Source organism: Bacillus sp. FJAT-45350 (genome assembly GCF_002335805.1).
In the GTDB taxonomy this organism is placed as follows: domain Bacteria; phylum Bacillota; class Bacilli; order Bacillales; family NISU01; genus FJAT-45350.
In genome coordinates, this window is sequence record NZ_NISU01000001.1 from 391,787 (window position 1) to 410,347 (window position 18,561).

The following is an 18,561-nucleotide window of genomic DNA, read 5'->3' on the forward strand; positions in this document are numbered from 1 at the left end:
TTTGTATTTTTGTGACAGAAGTTTCGTTTTCTCTTCTAATAAGATAAGCCCTAACATAGATCTATACTATAAGGCATGTATCAAGTTTAGATAACAATTTTTATACGAGGTGCATAAGCTAGTAGTAAGCAATGTTGACAAAATGATTCTTCAGTCGGGAGGCGGAATTTTGAGGAAAATATACGTCTTAGATACAAATGTTCTATTACAAGACCCACTATCAATGTATTCTTTTGAGGACAATGAAGTCGTATTACCTGCAGTAGTATTAGAAGAGGTAGATTCAAAAAAACGTTATATGGATGAAATCGGTAGAAACGCAAGGCAATTCTCTAAGATGATGGACAGCCTAAGAGGGAAAGGGAAACTCCATGAAGGAGTCGAGATAGAAGAGACAGGTGGTACCGTACGTGTGGAGCTTAATCATCGCTCCTTTGAAAAAATGAAAAAGTCATTTGCGGATATGACTAACGATAATCGTATTATTGCTGTAGCATTAAATTTAATGCTTGAAGAGCAAGAAAAGCATAATGGTAAAGAAGTCATCCTAGTGAGTAAAGATGCGTTAGTACGAGTGAAAGCTGATGCATTAGGAATTACGGCAGAAGACTTTTTAAGTGATAGAGTTATTGAATTTGACCATGTTTATCCTGGTTATGTAGAAATTTATGTAGATACTGATGTACTAAATCGCTTTTACGCATCAAATGAAATTGCTATATCAGAACTAACTAAGCATCCTTTCTACCCTCATCAATTTATTATTATGAAAGATGCGCTAGGAAGTTCCAGTTCTGCTGTAGGAAAAGTTGAACCAGACGGGAAAAAAATTAAGCCATTTATAATGGAGCAAGATCAAGTATGGGGAATTAAGTCTAGGAATGTACAACAAAAGATGGCATTTGAATTATTATTACGTGAAGATATACAGTTAGTAACTCTCATTGGGAAAGCTGGTACAGGTAAAACATTATTATCCCTAGCTGCAGGTCTTTTGCAAACCGAAGATATCGGTTCGTATAAAAAACTATTAGTAGCACGTCCTGTAGTGCCAATGGGAAAAGATATCGGATTTTTACCTGGGGAAAAGGAAGAGAAGCTTAGACCTTGGATGCAACCTATATATGATAATCTAGAATTTCTATTTAACACAAAAAGACCAGGGGAAATTGACCAAATTTTAGCGGGTATAGGTTCAATTCAAGTTGAAGCCTTGACGTATATTAGAGGTAGAAGTATTCCAGACCAATTTATAATAATTGACGAAGCACAAAATTTAACAAAGCATGAAATCAAAACAATTTTAACGAGAGTTGGAGAAGGAAGTAAAATTGTGTTAATGGGAGATCCTGCTCAAATAGACCACCCTTATTTAGACGAATACAACAATGGGCTAACATACGTTGTTGAAAAGTTTAAAGACGAGACTATAAGTGGACATGTCAAGTTAGAAAAAGGGGAGCGTTCAGGTCTTGCGCAGTTAGCTGCGGATTTATTATAACAACTACAATAGATTTACCTATCTATAAATAAAGTAATGGTGCGAATTCGCGGTAATATATTTTGTCGAGGGTGTCCAAAAGGTCGTGTTTTACCCTATTGGAACACCCTCAGGTGCTGCGAATGAACCAAGCTTTTAACTGTGGACAAGCATAAAATTCAAAAAATCTCTGAAGCTATGGGGTTGGGACAAAAGTTCAACGTACCTTTTGTCGAGGCCGCTGAAAAAGTCCAATCTAGACGATTCGAGAAGTGGTAATGGCTCCGCACGTTGCACGCTGGCTATGAGAAAACCACTCCTAGCGCGCTTTTGAAAAGAGGCAACGGCTTGGCGCATTCCTTAAAGGCCGCTGAAAAAGTCCAATCTCGACGATTCGAGATGTGGTAATGGCACCGCACGTTGCACGCTGGCTATGAGAAAACCACTCCTAGCGCGCTTTTGAAAAGAGGCAACGGCTTGGCGCATTCCTTAAAGGCCGCTGAAAAAGTCCAATCTCGACGATTCGAGATGTGGTAATGGCACCGCACGTTGCACGCTGGCTATGAGAAAACCACTCCTAGCGCGCTTTTGAAAAGAGGCAACGGCTTGGCGCATTCCTTAAAGGCCGCTGAAAAAGTCCAATCTCGACGATTCGAGATGTGGTAATGGCACCGCACGTTGCACGCTGGCTATGAGAAAACCACTCCTAGCGCGCTTTTGAAAAGAGGCAACGGCTTGGCGCATTCCTTAAAGGCCGCTGAAAAAGTCCAATCTCGACGATTCGAGATGTGGTAATGGCACCGCACGTTGCACGCTGGCTATGAGAAAACCACTCCTAGCGCGCTTTTGAAAAGAGGCAACGGCTTGGCGCATTCCTTAAAGGCCGCTGAAAAAGTCCAATCTCGACGATTCGAGATGTGGTAATGGCACCGCACGTTGCACGCTGGCTATGAGAAAACCACTCCTAGCGCGCTTTTGAAAAGAGGCAACGGCTTGGCGCATTCCTTAAAGGCCGCTGAAAAAGTCCAATCTCGACGATTCGAGATGTGGTAATGGCACCGCACGTTGCACGCTGGCTATGAGAAAACCACTCCTAGCGCGCTTTTGAAAAGAGGCAACGGCTTGGCGCATTCCTTAAAGGCCGCTGAAAAAGTCCAATCTCGACGATTCGAGATGTGGTAATGGCACCGCACGTTGCACGCTGGCTATGAGAAAACCACTCCTAGCGCGCTTTTGAAAAGAGGCAACGGCTTGGCGCATTCCTTAAAGGCCGCTGAAAAAGTCCAATCTCGACGATTCGAGATGTGGTAATGGCACCGCACGTTGCACGCTTGCTATGAGAAAACCACTCATAGCGCGCTTTTGAAAAGAGGCAACGGCTTCGCGCATTACTTAAAGGCCGCTGAAAAAGTGAAAACCACACTTTTTCAGCGGCCTCCCTTTTGTCCTAGCCTCTTCTTTTTTTACTCACATAAATTATTTCACCACAAAGCGACTAACATGTGTAATAGGTTTATTTTTATTGCTACGATCACCCATGTAAACATGTACTGGGCCTGTTTCTCGTAATGGTTTACCGTCTTTTGAAAATCCTAATAGAATTTGCTGAGCTTCTTTCATATTAAACACATGTGATTCCCCAGTGGATGTCTCTACTACGACCGAAGTAGCGTCTTCTTTAGGAGTGGCATTTTTTAAGAAAGGATCGAATGGTATTCCGAAACTCCCAGATAATAATTCTTCTTTTTTAAATCGCGTATCCGCTTTGTTGTTGTTTTGCTCACTAGGTGGCGTTGAACCTTCTGTTATTTCTCTATCCCATTGTGCAGAGATTGCTTTTTTATATGTAGTTAGTTCATCTTCTACTGGTTCACTCGAGTTAAAGAATGTATCTAAGTTAACCTTTCGTTCATCAAATATCCAAACAGAAGGGTCAATTGTTAATGAATGTTCAACTTCTCCTGTAATAAAAACGATAAATTCCATATTGTATACCTCCTCATTTATTCTTTCATAAGTATAAATCTTATCTATCTTTTTGTCACACTTGGTAAAGATAGTAATACATGATAATAAATAAAGGGGTAGATGTAAATGGAATGTGTGCAAGCGGAAGAATTAGTTAAAATGGTAGAAGAAGCTAGGCATTACACGATTAATGGTAAAGTGGCGGACTATATCCCTGCATTAAAAGAAGCAAACAAGGATGCACTAGCAGTTGCAGTCTATACAGGAGAAGGGGAGTGCTTGTATGCGGGGAATATAGGTGAAACGTTCACATTACAGAGCATTTCGAAAGTACTTTCACTAGTATTAGCTTTAATGGATCATGGAGAGGACTATGTTTTTTCTAGAGTGGGAAAAGAACCAACAGGAGATCCTTTTAATTCAATAGCAAAGTTAGAAACAAGTGTACCTTCTAAGCCTCTAAATCCAATGATTAATGCTGGAGCACTTGCAGTGACAAACATGATAATGGGTGAAAATAATGAAAAAAAGATTAACCGGTTACTGGCCTTGATACATCAGCTAACAGGGAATGACTCAATTACTTATAATAATTATGTTGCTAAATCTGAATATGAAACTGCCGACTTAAACAGGTCATTGGCGTATTTTATGAGACAGCATGATGTAATAAAAGGTAGTATTGAGGAACTGCTCGATTTATACACAAAACAATGTGCAATTGAAGTGAATTGTAATGATTTAGCTAAAATAGGCTATGTATTGGCAAATGAAGGAAAGGACCCAAAAACAAAAAAGCAAATAATCCCTAATGAAATTGCAAGAATAGTGAAAACCTTTATGGTTACTTGTGGGATGTATAATGCATCTGGGGAATTTGCTATAAATGTAGGGATACCAGCAAAAAGTGGAGTTTCTGGTGGAATACTTGGAGCTGTACCAAATGGAATTGGAATAGGGGTTTATGGTCCTTCACTCGATGATAGGGGGAACAGTACGGGTGGTTTAAGGCTAATAGAATTATTATCAGCTAAATATAACTTAAGTATCTTCTAGATGAGAGTAGCGATTTAGTAGGAGAATAAAATGATTGCAATTTATCATGACAAAGGATAGTATAAGAACAAAGGTAATAAAAAGGAGGGATCACCTTGTCTTCAGAGACAATGACAGGACATAGAGAAAAAGCCTATGCCCTTCTTAAAGCAGATGCTGAAAAGATACAAAAGCTAATTGAGGTACAGATGGGAAACTTAACAATGCCTCAATGTCCATTGTATGAAGAAGTGTTAGATACTCAGATGTTTGGTCTTTCAAGAGAGATTGATTTTGCCATACGTTTAGAGTTAGTTGGTGAAGATACAGGTAAGCAATTACTAAGTGAGTTAGAAAGAAAGCTAGCTGCACTACATGATGCATCAACAAAGAGATAAATGAACCAAGCTATTTTTTATAGATAGCTTGGTTTTTTGTATAGTAAAAAATAATAGTTTGCGCATTAAATGGTTACTAGAATTATCTTTATATTAAAAAAAAATTGTTTTTTTTTAATAATTTTAAAAAATCTGATAGAAATCATGGTAATATACATTTTATACTAAGTTATAAATAGTCATCAGATCATCATCTTATTTTATAAATGAAAAGCTGTAAAAGTAAAAGGAGGATATTTATGAACGGTTTAAAAAATATTAAAAAGGTATTAGTTGCTAATCGAGGAGAGATAGCAATAAGGATCTTCCGGGCTTGTACAGAATTACATATTCGAACAGTGGCTGTATATTCAAAAGAAGATACAGGTGCATTCCACAGATATAAAGCGGATGAAGCCTATTTAGTTGGCGAAGGAAAAAAACCTATTGATGCCTATTTAGATATTGAAGGAATTATTGAAATTGCGAAGCGAAATGATGTTAATGCGATTCACCCGGGTTATGGGTTCTTGTCTGAAAATATTCAATTTGCTAAAAGATGTGAAGAAGAAGGGATTATTTTTATTGGACCAAAATCAGAGCATCTTGTGATGTTTGGAGACAAGGTGCAAGCACGTGAGCAAGCGATAAAGGCAGATTTACCAGTAATACCAGGAAGTGATGGACCAGTTAAATCAGTTGAAGATGTGGAAAAGTTCGCTGAAAAACATGGATATCCTTTTATAATTAAAGCAGCTCTTGGTGGTGGTGGACGAGGTATGAGAATCGTTCGTGAGCCTAAAGAATTAAGGGAGGCATACGACCGAGCGAAGTCAGAAGCAAAGTCTGCATTTGGTAACGATGAAGCCTATGTAGAAAAGTTCATCGAAAATCCGAAGCATATCGAGGTTCAAATTTTAGCGGACAAGCATGGAAATACTGTTCATTTATATGAGAGAGATTGTTCTGTTCAACGTCGCCACCAAAAAGTCGTAGAAGTTGCTCCTAGTGTGTCTATTGATAATCAGCTAAGAGATAAAATTTGTGACGCAGCGGTCAAGTTAGCTGAGAATGTAAACTATATTAATGCTGGTACAGTTGAATTCCTAGTTACAGAGTCTGGCGAGTTTTTCTTTATTGAAGTGAATCCTCGTGTACAAGTTGAGCACACAATCACCGAAATGGTCACAGGAATTGATATTGTCCAATCTCAGTTATTTATCGCAGACGGAGAAGAACTACACAGCAAAGTGATGGGAATACCTAAACAAGAAGAGATTCGTTGTAACGGGTTTGCAATTCAATCGCGTGTAACAACGGAAGACCCTAGTAATGGGTTTATGCCTGATACTGGTAAGATTATGGCTTATCGTTCTGGTGGAGGGTTTGGAGTACGTTTAGATGCAGGTAATGGATTTCAAGGAGCTGTTATAACCCCTTATTACGATTCATTATTAGTAAAATTATCAACATGGGCACTTTCGTTTGAGCAAGCAGCAGCAAAAATGCAGCGTAACTTGAGGGAGTTTCGTATTCGTGGAATTAAAACAAATATAGCATTCTTGGAAAATGTCGTTACTCATGAAAACTTTTTAACGGGTGAATATAATACATCATTTATTGATTCGTCACCTGAATTATTCATTTTTCCTAAACGAAAAGACCGTGGGACAAAGATGTTAACATTTATTGGAGAAACAATTATTAATGGCTATCCTGGACTAGAGCAAGTTAAGAAGCCAGTATTTGATACTCCTGTTGTACCTAACGTGAATTATACTGAACCAATTCAAAGTGGGACTAAGCAGATTCTTGATGAAAAAGGACCAGATGGCTTAGCGAAATGGGTTAAGGAGCATAAGGAAGTTTTATTAACTGATACAACATTCCGTGATGCTCATCAATCATTACTAGCAACGAGAGTTCGTACTCATGACTTGAAAAAGATTGCAGAGCCAACCGCAAGAATGATTCCTAACCTCTTTTCAATGGAAATGTGGGGAGGAGCGACATATGATGTGGCGATGAGGTTTTTACACGAAGATCCATGGGAGAGACTGGAAACGTTACGTCAAAAGATGCCAAATCTATTATTTCAAATGCTTCTACGCTCATCAAATGCTGTAGGCTATAAAAACTACTCTGATAATTTAATAAAAGAATTTGTTGATAAATCAGCATCTACAGGGATCGATGTCTTCCGTATTTTTGATAGTCTTAACTGGGTTGAAGGAATGAAATTAACGATTGATGCGGTTCGTCAATCAGGAAAAATTGCAGAAGCATCAGTTTGCTATACTGGTGATATATTAGATTCTAGTCGTACGAAATACGACCTAGCATATTACAAAAACGTGGCGAAAGAACTTGAGCAATCTGGTGCACATATCCTTGGAATTAAAGATATGGCAGGGCTATTAAAGCCAGAGGCGGCTTATCAGCTAATTTCTACTTTAAAAGAGACTATTGATATTCCTATCCATCTTCATACACATGACACAAGTGGAAATGGATTGTTCACGTATTCTAGAGCAATCGAAGCTGGGGTGGATATTGTAGATGTGGCGGTATCTTCAATGGCAGGTCTTACATCTCAGCCGAGTGCAAATAGTCTTTATTATGCATTAACTGGTTCCGAACGACAGCCTAATCTTAATGTACAGTCACTAGAGAAGTTAAGTGAGTTCTGGGAAGGTACAAGAAAGTTCTATAATGGCTTTGAAAGTGGAATGAATGCACCTCATACAGAGGTGTATCAGCATGAAATGCCTGGCGGTCAATATAGTAATTTACAGCAACAAGCTAAGGCAGTTGGGTTAAAAAATCGCTGGGATGAAGTTAAGAAAATGTATCGGACTGTAAACGATATGTTTGGTGATGTAGTAAAAGTTACGCCTTCTTCAAAAGTAGTAGGGGATATGGCCTTGTATATGGTTCAAAATAACTTAACTGAAACCGATGTAGTTCAACGTGGTGAAAGTCTAGATTTTCCAGATTCGGTAGTAGAATTTTTTGAGGGACAATTAGGTCAACCATATCAAGGGTTTCCTGAAGAGTTACAAAAGGTTATCTTAAAAGGAAGAAAACCGATTACATGTAGACCAGGAGAGTTGATGGAGCCAGTTAATTTTGAAGAATTAAAAGCTACATTATCTGAATCTCTAGAGAGAGAAGTAACTAGCTATGATTTATTAAGTTATGCACTTTACCCTAAAGTATTTATAGACTTCGAGCGCTTCCGTGAAATGTTTGGAGATTTATCAGTATTAGATACGCCAACATTCTTCTATGGTTTACGCCTTGGTGAAGAAATTGAAATAGAAATTGAACAAGGGAAAACATTAATTGTTAAACTTGTCTCTGTTTCAAAAGCTCATGAGGATGGAAATCGAATTGTTTATTTTGAATTAAATGGACAACCTCGTGAAGTTATAATAAAAGACCAAAATGTAAAAACATCTGTAATTGCGAAACAAAAGGCAGAGAAGGGTAATCCTAATCAAATCGGTGCATCAATGCCGGGAACAGTAGTAAAAGTGCTTGTTGTAAAGGGAGACAAAGTGAAAAAAGGTGATCATCTAATGATTACTGAGGCAATGAAAATGGAAACGACGGTGCAAGCACCGTTTGACGGTGTCATTAAAGGGCTTCATGTATTGAATGGCGAGGCTATTCAAACAGGTGACCTATTAGTTGAATTAGAATCGTAGATAAAATAATTACCTTGATTATAGTCTGATATATTGGAGTGAGAATGGCTAGAGAAAAATAATCATGGTATCCATCTTCATATTTTGTACGGAAATTTAGAGCAATTTCTACAAATGCTTGTTACATCTATATCCAATTTAACGAGAGTGTATTTTAATGAAGATAAGGTAGGTAGGGGAGCAATAAGGGATACAAAGGCTAGAAATTATTTCTCGATAAATAATATAGAAGTTCATAGTTTTTTTGATGCTCATTTAGTTGAACCTGAAAGTGTTGTAAAGAAGGATGGAACACCTTATAAAGTGTTTACTCCTTATTATCGAGACTTTCAGCATATTTAATCCGATTACTCAAGGGAAACGTTTCGATCCAAATGCAGAGTACATTAAGAAATATGTTAAAGAGCTCGAGGATGTTGAACTTAATGCAATTCATTCTCCTAACAATGATGTGAATAGAGGACAATATCCACCCCAGGTTATTGACCATAAAGAACAAAGAGTGAAGGCAATTAATTTATTTAAACACCTAACTGGATAATTGTTCGATAAAATAAAAAGAGTGAAGCAATTGGAAAGTTGCTTCACTCTTTTCTATTGATTTATTAATTTTGTGGCTTTCTAAACAATACCATCGTCAAATAGGATAATGCAGTAAATAATAAGCAAATAAGTAGAGCGTGGAACATTGCAGTTACTAAGGAATTTCCAGTGTAGATAATAGAGATACCACTAATAACTTGTCCTAATACTAGGATGAACGCGATAATACTACCATAAAATAGAGTTAATTCATGTTTGTATTTCTTAATTGTTATTATAAAGAGAACGACAATAAGAATAAACATAACAATTCCGAAGACACGATGCATAAAGTGAGCACCTACAGGACCACTTAAACCAGGGAATAGTTGTCCATTACATAAAGGGAAGTCACCACAAGCAAGAGTAGCGTGTGTATGTTTTACATATGCTCCTGTGTAAATTGCTAAATAACAGTATATAATGACAAAGTAAACATAATTGCGATAGCCTTTACTTACTAGAGGAGCAGGTACTTTTTGTTTTCCATCTTCAAAAGCTAGTACTGTTAATAAAACAACAGTTGCTAGTGATAGGGACGAAATTCCAAAGTGTAGGGCAAGTATTGCACTTGATTGTCCAAATACAACAGCACCAGCGCCTAGTAGACCTTGGAAGATGATAAAGAACACAGCCATAATTGATAAAAATTTTGTTTCGCGGAGATGTGATAACTTTTTCCAAGCCCATATTGCTAGAATGATTACCATTAACCCTAATAATCCGGAAACAACACGATGGCTATACTCAATAATTGTTTCAATTGCAGGAGAAGTAGGGATAACTTCACCGAAACATAAAGGCCAAGAGGCACCGCAACCCTCACCAGAACCCGTTTTGGTGACAAGTGCTCCTTGCATTAGAACAATAAGCATACCGATTGATGTGATTACACCATAAATCTTTAATAATCTGTGCACTATCTTCACCTAACCTTATATAAGAATAAAATTTCTATTACAATAAACTCATAAATTATCTTAAAAATAATAGTGATAAAAGTCAATTTTTGAAGAATGAACTTTTTATGTATACTATTAAATGTGAATAAAATGTGAAACTTATGATTTTGATGAAACTCAGTAGATTTTGATATATAATGTGTTTAGAGTATAGGCATAGGTCTGTTTACTCATAAAAAAATACTTTTCTAGGAAAGAGTTGCAATGTAATCCTATGAAGGGGGTGAGAACTGAATGAACAAAACCAACACTGCGATTGGGGCAACAAACGTAATTAATTCGACAAATACCAGTAATTCCATACAAGTTTCTCAGCAAAAATCATGGAAAGATTACTTAACTCTTGCTAAGATGGGTATAGTCACCTCGAATCTTATTACAACGTTTGCCGGTTTATTTTTAGCAGCAAAGTATACGGGGGTTAGTTTGTCAGATAACTTGCACATTGTTTTATTTGCACTTGTCGGTGCAGCTCTAGTAATGGCAGGTGGATGTACACTAAATAACTTCATTGATAGAGACATCGATCCAATTATGGAGAGAACGAAGGAGAGACCGTCAGTAACTGGCAGGTTCCAACCTAATCAAATTCTTTGGGTAGGCATAATACAATCAGCTCTAGGTATATTACTTCTATATTTAACAACACCTGTTGCTGGATTAATAGGTATAATTGGTTTACTCGTTTATGTCGTTATCTATACTATGTGGCTAAAACGAACTCATTCATTGAACACGATTGCAGGGAGTGTCTCTGGCGCAGTACCCCCACTTATTGGCTGGGCTGCTGTTGATCCAGGTTTGCATACATTCGCATGGGTTTTATTTTTTATTATGTTCCTTTGGCAACCGCCACACTTCTTAGCGTTGGCTATGAAGCGTTGTGAAGAATACCGTGCAGCGGGGATACCTATGTTACCGGTTGTAGCAGGGTTTGAAATAACGAAGAGGCAAATGGTTGTTTATGTGGCTGCTCTCATTCCAGTATCATTAATGTTATACTCATTTGGGATGGTGTACTCAATAATTGCAGCTATTCTTGGAATTGGTTGGTTAATCCTTGGATTTGCAGGGTTCAAAATGAAAGACGATATTAAATGGGCTAGACTCATGTTCGTTTACTCTTTGAACTATTTAACCATTATTTTTGTTCTTATGGTCATTGTCCACATATAGATAGAGTACCTATGAGGGGGATAGTGACTGTAAAATATTAATTAGACAGTAGTGAAAACTACTTAGCGAAAGTGAGGTTTGATTGTCAGATGAAAAATTGGAAAAATGCATGGCGTTTTTTACCGCTCTCACTAGTCGTTTTATTCTTAGCTGGGTGTGGTGAAGAGAACCTAACTGCCCTAGATCCTAAAGGTCCGCAGGCGGCATGGTTATTAGACAATATGATGTTGTCAGTTTATGTCATGACCTTTGTAAGTGTAGTTGTATTTGCAATCTTCTTTATCATTCTTGCAAAGTTCAGAAGAAAACCTGGTGATGATACCTACCCAAAACAGGTAGAAGGGAATCATACACTAGAGATTATTTGGACAGCTATTCCGATTCTATTATTAGCAATCTTAGCTGTACCTACTGTAACAGGTACTTTCATGTTGGCAGATACTGAGCCGGAAGGTGAACATACAGTAGAGATTAAGGTAACAGGTCATCAATTTTGGTGGCAGTTTGATTACGAAGGTGAAGGATTCACTGCTGGTCAAGATGTTTACATTCCAGTTGGTGAGAAGGTAATCTTTGAATTACATGCATCAGATGTTCAGCATTCATTCTGGGTGCCTGCACTTGGTGGTAAAGTCGATAATGTTCCTGGTATTACAAACCACTTATGGTTAATTGCTGATGAGCCAGGAATATACAAGGGTAAATGTGCAGAGCTATGTGGTCCTGAACATGCTCTTATGGATTTTAAAGTAGTTGCTTTAGATCGTCCTGATTATGATGCTTGGGTAGAAGGTATGCTTGCTGCTACTGGAGAGTCAGAAGATACTTTTGCACAACAAGGTTATGAAGTATTCCAAAACAATGGATGTATTGGATGTCATGCTGTTAGTGGAACAGGAACAGCTGCTGGTCCTACATTAACAAATTTTGGAGAGCGTACGGTTGTTGCTGGGTACTTAGAGTACACAGAAGAGAACTTAGAAGCTTGGATTCGTGACCCAGAATCATTGAAGCAAGGTAACAACATGCCAGGTTACCCACAACTTAGTGATGATGACATGGCTGCATTAATTGCATACTTAAATTCACTCAAGGTTCTTGAGTAAAATTTTCTTATAAAAAGGAGGTAAACCAATTGGCTTCTAAAACAGCTCAAAAAAGCGTTTTATGGGACTGGTTAACGACCGTAGACCATAAAAAGATCGCTATAATGTACTTAATAGCTGGTACGCTTTATCTAGTTCAAGCCGGCGTTATGGCTTTACTAATGCGTATTCAACTTATGTACCCTGAAAATACATTCTTAAGTGGTCAAACATTTAATGAATTGGTAACAATGCATGGAACGGTTATGTTATTCTTTGTAGCCGCACCACTATTGTTTGCCTTTATGAACTATATTATTCCGTTACAAATTGGTGCTCGTGACGTAGCATTCCCATTTGTTAACGCACTTGGTTTTTGGATTTATTTCTTTGGTGCTTTACTAACTAGTTTAAGTTGGTTCATGGGTGGAGGAGCAGATGCTGGATGGACTGCTTATGTTCCACTGGCCGGTGGTGATTATGCTGGACTTGGATTAGACTTTTATGTTATCGGTTTACAGGTTGCTGGTATCGGTACATTATTATCAGCTATTAACTTCTTAGTAACAATTGTTAACATGCGTGCTCCTGGTATGACTATGATGCGTTTACCATTGTTCGTCTGGACATCATTCGTATCTTCAATGCTAATTCTATTCGCATTCACACCATTAGCTGCCGGTCTTGCGTTACTAATGCTTGATCGTATTTTCGACGCACAGTATTTCATTCCTGATATGGGTGGTAATGTTGTACTTTGGCAACATATCTTCTGGATTTTTGGTCACCCAGAAGTTTATATCTTAGTTTTACCGGCATTTGGTATTATTTCTGAAGTATTACCAGCTTTCTCAAGAAAGCGTCTATTTGGTTACACAGCAATGGTTTTTGCTACATTAATTATCGCATTCTTAGGATTCATGGTTTGGGCTCACCATATGTTTACAGTTGGTATGGGACCAATCGCGAACTCTATCTTTGCTGTAGCTACAATGACAATTGCTGTACCTACAGGTATTAAGATCTTTAACTGGCTATTCACGATGTGGGGCGGTAAGCTTACATTTAACACAGCAATGTTATTTGCGGCTTCTTTTGTACCAACATTCGTACTTGGTGGGGTAACAGGTGTAATGCTTTCTATGGCACCAGTTGACCACTTATACCATGATACGTATTTCGTAGTAGCTCACTTCCACTACATCATTGTTGGTGGTATCGTTCTAGCAATTTTTGCAGGTTTATTCTATTGGTATCCAAAAATGTTTGGTCACATGCTAAACGAAACTTTAGGTCAGATTTTCTTCTGGACGTTCTATGTTGGATTCCATTTAACATTCTTAATACAGCATTTCTTAGGTTTAATGGGTATGCCACGTCGTGTTTACACGTACTTAGCAGACCAAGGTTTAGACACCTTTAACTTTATTAGTACGATTGGTACGTTCTTAATGGCAATCGCAGTTGTTATTTTAGTTATTAACGTTATTTATTCAGCATTTAAAGGAGAGCGTGTTACAGTTGCAGATCCATGGGATGCTCGTACTTTAGAGTGGGCAACTCCTACACCAGTTCCTGAGTATAACTTTGCACAGACTCCAATCGTTCGTTCTCTAGATCCTCTATTTTATGAGAAAGTTCATGGAGACGGAAAAATGAAGCCAGCTGAGCCGATTGCTCCAATTCATATGCCTAATGGTTCAATTGTTCCATTTATTATGTCTGTTGGATTATTCTTCTTAGGTTTAGGTTTTGTTATGATGAGTCCTTATATGGAAAATCCAATTGTTCCACCAATTGCGGTTATCATTTTTGGTGCTGCTATAACTGTAGGTTCTTTATTAACTCGTTCAATTAAAGAAGACCATGGATATTACATTCCAGTTGAAGAAATTAAAGAGAAGGAGGTAAGCTAACTATGGCAGGACATGTTGATACGTCAAAGGGGCTTCCTTCTCATCCTGAGAGAGCGACGCTCGAAGGTAAAAATAAATTCTTAGGTTTCTGGTTCTTCCTTGGTGGAGAAACAATTCTATTTGCAACATTCTTTGGTACGTATTTAGGACTACGTAATGGTATTGCTGATGGTCCAGCTTCACATGAAATCTTTGCTTTACCACTTGTATTTATCATGACAATGTTACTTTTAACAAGTTCATTAACAAGTGTAATAGCAATGACTGCAATGAAGAAAAATAAGTTTGGGGCTCTAAAGCTTTGGATGTGGATCACAGTTTTACTTGGTTTAGCATTCTTAGGCTTTGAGATTTATGAATTCTATGAGTATGTACATCACTATGGTTTAGGATTCACAACGAGTGCTTTTGCTTCTTCATTCTATACGCTTGTTGGTTTACATGGTGCCCACGTAGCCTTTGGTCTAGGCTGGATTATCACGTTATTAATTCGTTATAACAACAGTGGAATTACATTAACAAATGCACCTAAGTTCTATGTTGCAAGTTTATACTGGCACTTTATCGACGTAGTGTGGGTATTCATCTTCACTGTTGTATATCTTATGGGAGTAGGAGGTTGATCATATGGCAGATAACTTAAGTCAATCATTTTCTAAAAGTGCAATGACGGAAGAAGAAGTGATGAATACGAATAAGGAAATCAAAAAGCAATATGTAGCATTTGCTTTAATGATTTTTCTAACAGTAATTGCGTTTCTAGCTGTCGGAAGCGATATGATACCTGGTTCGTTTGCTATTCCATTTATTCTGTTATTAGCAGTAGTTCAGTTTCTTTTGCAAATGCTTTATTTCATGCATCTTAAAGATAAAGATCATGGGTGGGCAAGTGCATTCATCGTGTCAGGAGTTGTAATTGCAATTCCTACGGTTGCAGCATTAATCCTACTTCTAGGTATTGTAAAATACTAAAAAAGTACAAAAATCCCCTACCAGTTTCGGTGGGGGATTTTAATTATGAAGTTTGAATTATGAATTTTGAAATACTACGTTGTTAACCATATAGTATTGAATGAGAAGAATTCAATAAGTAGCAATTATAGTTTTTTTGAAATTTATTTTACGTTATTAAATGTTCATATTATTGTCGGATAGTTTGCTCTTCAAGCTCGTGTTTGTTAATCTATTTAGTGTATAATATATGTACAAGTTGCCTTTATTGATCAAAACTTTGGAGGGTGAAAAAGATGAAAGAAAATGGTCACGAAGCAATTAGTGAACCTACGTTTAAAAAAAGAAATTATAAACCAATTATTATCATATTAACATTAGTAATAAACGGTCTAGTTGTATTACTTGCTTCATTACCTGGAGTAGAAGGCTTTGATTTATTTGACGTTCGTATACTTCCTCTAATGAATGCTATATTTAATAGTTTTACGTTCCTATTTTTATTATTTGCTCTGATAGCTATAATAAAAAAGAATGTAAATCTTCATAAAAAGTTAATTTATGCCGCCTTTATTACAACAACGTTATTTTTAGTAACATATGTAGGACATCATTTTCTAGCTGAATCTACAGTGTATGGAGGAGAGGGAATACTTCGTTCTATCTACTACTTCATACTAATTACTCATATTGTGTTAGCAGCCGCTATTGTACCATTAGCATTAACTACAGTAGCAAGAGCGTGGAATATGGAAAATGAAAGGCATAGAAAGATTGCACGTTGGACAATGCCTATATGGCTTTATGTAAGCTTAACAGGGGTATTAGTTTATATAATGATATCTCCCTATTATTAAAAGATTACTAAAGAAAAGAACCTCATACAGTTCGTGAGGTTCTTTTCTTATACATATAAAAAGAGGTTGGGACAGAAGTCTTCAATCGAGGATGCAATGGCTACGTTCGCTTCGCGCCTTGAAAGGAGTAACCCATTCCTTTCAAGGCTTTTAAAAGATGTAGCGACCCCGCTAATTACTTCGAGGCTAGGACAAAAGGTCAACACGGTACCTTTTGTCCTAGCCTCTTTTATTTTCTATACTTTAAAATTTAATTTAATTATGCCAGCTTCTTTAGCTGATGTGAATGCGATGACGATTAGAGGTCCGATGATGAAACCAATAATACCAAAAAGCATTAAGCCTAGATACATTGCGATAAGAGTTGCTAATGGTGAAAGACCAATATGTTGTCCCATTACCTTAGGTTCTACTGTACGACGTATGATTAGTAACACTGCTGCTAATATAAATAATTGTGTTGCCATAGCGACATCTCCGGTTAACAGCTGGAAGAGTGCCCAAGGTGCTAGAATTGCTATTGAGCCTATAATAGGTATAAAATCAATTAACCATATGATAAATGCCATTAACAAGGCTACTTCAGGTGCGATTAACAATAGTCCTACAAGTGAAACGAGGAATATAATTATACTAACAAGAAATTGAGCTTTGAAAAAACCAAAAATAACATATGATAAACGAGAAGCCATAAAATTAACTTTATCTGCAGTTTTCTCTGATAAGTAAGAATACATTTGAACCTTCAAGCGAGGAAGCTCTAATAAAAATAAAAACAATGCAATTAGATATACAAGGAACGTTACTAAATACCCGGGAATTTTTGTAATTGCTGAAGTGATATCAGTAATTAAATTCCGATTACTAATTTCTAAACGTAATGAATATAATGTTTGATTTACATGATTGTTGATTTCCCATATTAATTCTGGAGGTAAATCAGCATATGTATGTTCTAAATCTTTCTGAAAATTAAGCCATGCCCTGTTAATATCGTTTATGTACATTGGCAAATTCTCTACTAATTCAATTGATTGGGTTATTACTTTTGTAACAATAAAGTAACCACTTAGCCCAATAAAACATACAAATATAGTGAAGACGATCATAACAGCAATATTACGCTTCATCTTACCTTGCTTGTGTAGTGCATCAACTATTGGTGCAAGGATAAATGCAGTAAATAATGCAAGGATCAGAGGTAATGAAACAGGAAGAATGAAATAACCTGCAATAATTAGTACAATGATAGTTAAAATGACAATAATTGTTTTTTTTGTAAAAATAGTTGACAATTTCAAACCCCTCTCTTAGTAGCTCTGAATCAACTACTTTTATTATAGTATTTTCGATTACCCTTGAACAGGGATAATGTTCGTTTTTCCTTATATGTTATTAATATTTAATAAATTTTATAAAAAGGAGGTTGAATGTTAATGAATAAGCTTATGTTAAGTGGTGGAGAGTTAGTAATTGCTCGTGATGTAATGATAGACTTAGTGTTGCACAGTTTATCATTTTTTTCTCCCTACGTAAAACCTTTTGCTCCACTTGTAAAAAATATTGTCAATATCCATAATAAGACTGTTAAGAATGGTGTTGAGCTGCAAACAGTGGAAAATGAGGGGTTTAAGCTCTACCTCCATTTATCATTTTTATATGGAGAGGATATTGCATTGCGAAGTTTTCAAATACAAAATCAAATTAAAAAAGACCTTGAAGATATGACTGGATTAAGTATACGAGAAGTGAATATAACAGTTGAAAGAGTTCATTTCGATTAATGAATTTTAACATTAGGTTGTTTTTAACTTCTACCAGGCAATATAGGTGGAAGTTTTTTTATTTGTGACAAGATGTTGTCCAGTACTATCGGACAAGTTTTGTTTAATTCAAATATGATATAATCTAAGATATGTTAAGGAGAATTATACTAATGAAATTTCACTGATATAGAGGGGTATAAAAATGAAAAAAAATGTTTATGCAATATTGTTATTATTTACTTTTCTACTTATCCTTAGTGGTTGTGGACAGGACGAAGATAGAACTCCGGTAACAGGTGAAAGAAAAGAAGAGATATCTTCCTTTGTAAATAACTTTAAACAAGAAATGTTAATCGCTCTTAATGAAGATGATTTTAACAGATTAGAACCTTTCTTAATTGTAAATAACCATTTTTATCATTCAGTAAGAAGATATTTGAGTGATGCACAATCTAAAGCAACAAACGCTAAACTACATGACTTCATAGTCGAAAGTGTTGAAGTGAATGATTATGATGAATATTTTGTTAATATTTACGAAAAAATGGAAGTAACAGAAAGACAGTTAGAACCTCAGATAGAAGAATCGAAGCATACTTATGTTATTGTTGAAATAAAAAATCAGTTAAAATTAGTCGAGATACAAGTTCGAAGAGAATAAAAAAAGAGCCGACGGCTCTTTTTTTATTGAACAAT

Annotated in this window: 17 protein-coding genes; 14 read left to right on the forward strand and 3 right to left on the reverse strand. The window is 36.6% G+C overall.

Going from position 1 to position 18,561, the window contains the following annotated elements; translation table 11 throughout:
* Positions 1 to 169: 169 nt before the first annotated feature.
* Entirely contained in the window at positions 170 to 1,501 is a 1,332-nt protein-coding gene (locus CD003_RS01960) for a PhoH family protein (RefSeq protein ID WP_096199208.1), read from the forward strand.
* Between the two features lie 1,455 nt (positions 1,502 to 2,956).
* Here CD003_RS01960 and CD003_RS01965 read toward each other — a convergent pair.
* Positions 2,957 to 3,466, reverse strand: coding sequence for a hypothetical protein (locus tag CD003_RS01965; RefSeq protein ID WP_096199209.1), 510 nt, complete (start codon positions 3,464 to 3,466; stop codon positions 2,957 to 2,959).
* Positions 3,467 to 3,574: 108 nt separating this feature from the next.
* On the opposite strand from CD003_RS01965, the gene glsA reads away from it, so the two are divergent.
* The 5 genes from glsA to CD003_RS01990 all read left to right on the forward strand — a co-directional run bounded on the left by glsA (position 3,575) and on the right by CD003_RS01990 (position 9,111).
* Positions 3,575 to 4,504: a glutaminase A gene (gene glsA, locus CD003_RS01970; protein ID WP_096199210.1), complete on the forward strand. Its 930-nt coding sequence runs from the start codon at positions 3,575 to 3,577 to the stop codon at positions 4,502 to 4,504.
* 110 nt (positions 4,505 to 4,614) lie between these two features.
* Positions 4,615 to 4,881, forward strand: a complete 267-nt coding sequence (locus tag CD003_RS01975; RefSeq protein ID WP_096202220.1) for a YlaN family protein — start codon at positions 4,615 to 4,617, stop codon at positions 4,879 to 4,881.
* Between the two features lie 239 nt (positions 4,882 to 5,120).
* Positions 5,121 to 8,570 carry a pyruvate carboxylase gene (gene pyc / locus CD003_RS01980; RefSeq protein WP_096199211.1) on the forward strand — a complete coding sequence of 1,150 codons (3,450 nt, stop codon included), beginning with the start codon at positions 5,121 to 5,123 and terminating at the stop codon, positions 8,568 to 8,570.
* Between the two features lie 114 nt (positions 8,571 to 8,684).
* On the forward strand, positions 8,685 to 8,912 hold the full coding sequence (locus CD003_RS22515) for a deoxyribodipyrimidine photo-lyase (RefSeq protein WP_373558525.1): 228 nt from the start codon (positions 8,685 to 8,687) through the stop codon (positions 8,910 to 8,912).
* On the forward strand, positions 8,857 to 9,111 hold the full coding sequence (locus CD003_RS01990; RefSeq protein ID WP_096199213.1) for an FAD-binding domain-containing protein: 255 nt from the start codon (positions 8,857 to 8,859) through the stop codon (positions 9,109 to 9,111). The genes CD003_RS22515 and CD003_RS01990 overlap by 56 nt, the downstream gene beginning before the upstream one ends.
* Positions 9,112 to 9,175: 64 nt before the next feature.
* Here CD003_RS01990 and CD003_RS01995 read toward each other — a convergent pair whose 3' ends face one another.
* On the reverse strand, positions 9,176 to 10,072 hold the full coding sequence (locus CD003_RS01995) for a COX15/CtaA family protein (RefSeq protein WP_096199214.1): 897 nt from the start codon (positions 10,070 to 10,072) through the stop codon (positions 9,176 to 9,178).
* Between the two features lie 297 nt (positions 10,073 to 10,369).
* Here CD003_RS01995 and cyoE point away from each other — a divergent pair, with 297 nt between their 5' ends.
* From cyoE to CD003_RS02025, 6 genes are all read left to right on the forward strand, one after another.
* A complete protein-coding gene (gene cyoE / locus CD003_RS02000; protein WP_373558549.1) occupies positions 10,370 to 11,290 on the forward strand; it encodes a heme o synthase in 921 nt (306 codons plus the stop codon).
* Between the two features lie 89 nt (positions 11,291 to 11,379).
* The gene (coxB, locus tag CD003_RS02005) at positions 11,380 to 12,396 is read left to right on the forward strand and encodes a cytochrome c oxidase subunit II (RefSeq protein WP_096199216.1); all 1,017 of its coding nucleotides are present in this window, start codon (positions 11,380 to 11,382) and stop codon (positions 12,394 to 12,396) included.
* 29 nt (positions 12,397 to 12,425) lie between these two features.
* Complete coding sequence (ctaD, locus tag CD003_RS02010; RefSeq protein ID WP_096199217.1) at positions 12,426 to 14,291, forward strand: cytochrome c oxidase subunit I; 1,866 nt, start codon at positions 12,426 to 12,428, stop codon at positions 14,289 to 14,291.
* A gap of 2 nt (positions 14,292 to 14,293) precedes the next feature.
* Positions 14,294 to 14,914: a cytochrome (ubi)quinol oxidase subunit III gene (locus CD003_RS02015; protein ID WP_096199218.1), complete on the forward strand. Its 621-nt coding sequence runs from the start codon at positions 14,294 to 14,296 to the stop codon at positions 14,912 to 14,914.
* A 4-nt stretch (positions 14,915 to 14,918) separates the two neighbouring features.
* On the forward strand, positions 14,919 to 15,263 hold the full coding sequence (locus CD003_RS02020; protein ID WP_096199219.1) for a cytochrome C oxidase subunit IV family protein: 345 nt from the start codon (positions 14,919 to 14,921) through the stop codon (positions 15,261 to 15,263).
* A 275-nt stretch (positions 15,264 to 15,538) separates the two neighbouring features.
* Positions 15,539 to 16,099 carry a DUF420 domain-containing protein gene (locus CD003_RS02025; RefSeq protein WP_096199220.1) on the forward strand — a complete coding sequence of 187 codons (561 nt, stop codon included), beginning with the start codon at positions 15,539 to 15,541 and terminating at the stop codon, positions 16,097 to 16,099.
* A gap of 236 nt (positions 16,100 to 16,335) precedes the next feature.
* Here CD003_RS02025 and ytvI read toward each other — a convergent pair whose 3' ends face one another.
* Positions 16,336 to 17,394, reverse strand: a complete 1,059-nt coding sequence (ytvI, locus tag CD003_RS02030) for a sporulation integral membrane protein YtvI (RefSeq protein WP_096199221.1) — start codon at positions 17,392 to 17,394, stop codon at positions 16,336 to 16,338.
* Positions 17,395 to 17,535: 141 nt separating this feature from the next.
* Here ytvI and CD003_RS02035 point away from each other — a divergent pair, with 141 nt between their 5' ends.
* Positions 17,536 to 17,883 (forward strand): Asp23/Gls24 family envelope stress response protein, encoded by a 348-nt coding sequence (locus CD003_RS02035; RefSeq protein WP_179295396.1) that lies wholly within the window; start codon positions 17,536 to 17,538, stop codon positions 17,881 to 17,883.
* Between the two features lie 184 nt (positions 17,884 to 18,067).
* Entirely contained in the window at positions 18,068 to 18,526 is a 459-nt protein-coding gene (locus CD003_RS02040; RefSeq protein WP_096199223.1) for a TcaA NTF2-like domain-containing protein, read from the forward strand.
* The last annotated feature ends 35 nt before the right edge of the window (positions 18,527 to 18,561 follow it).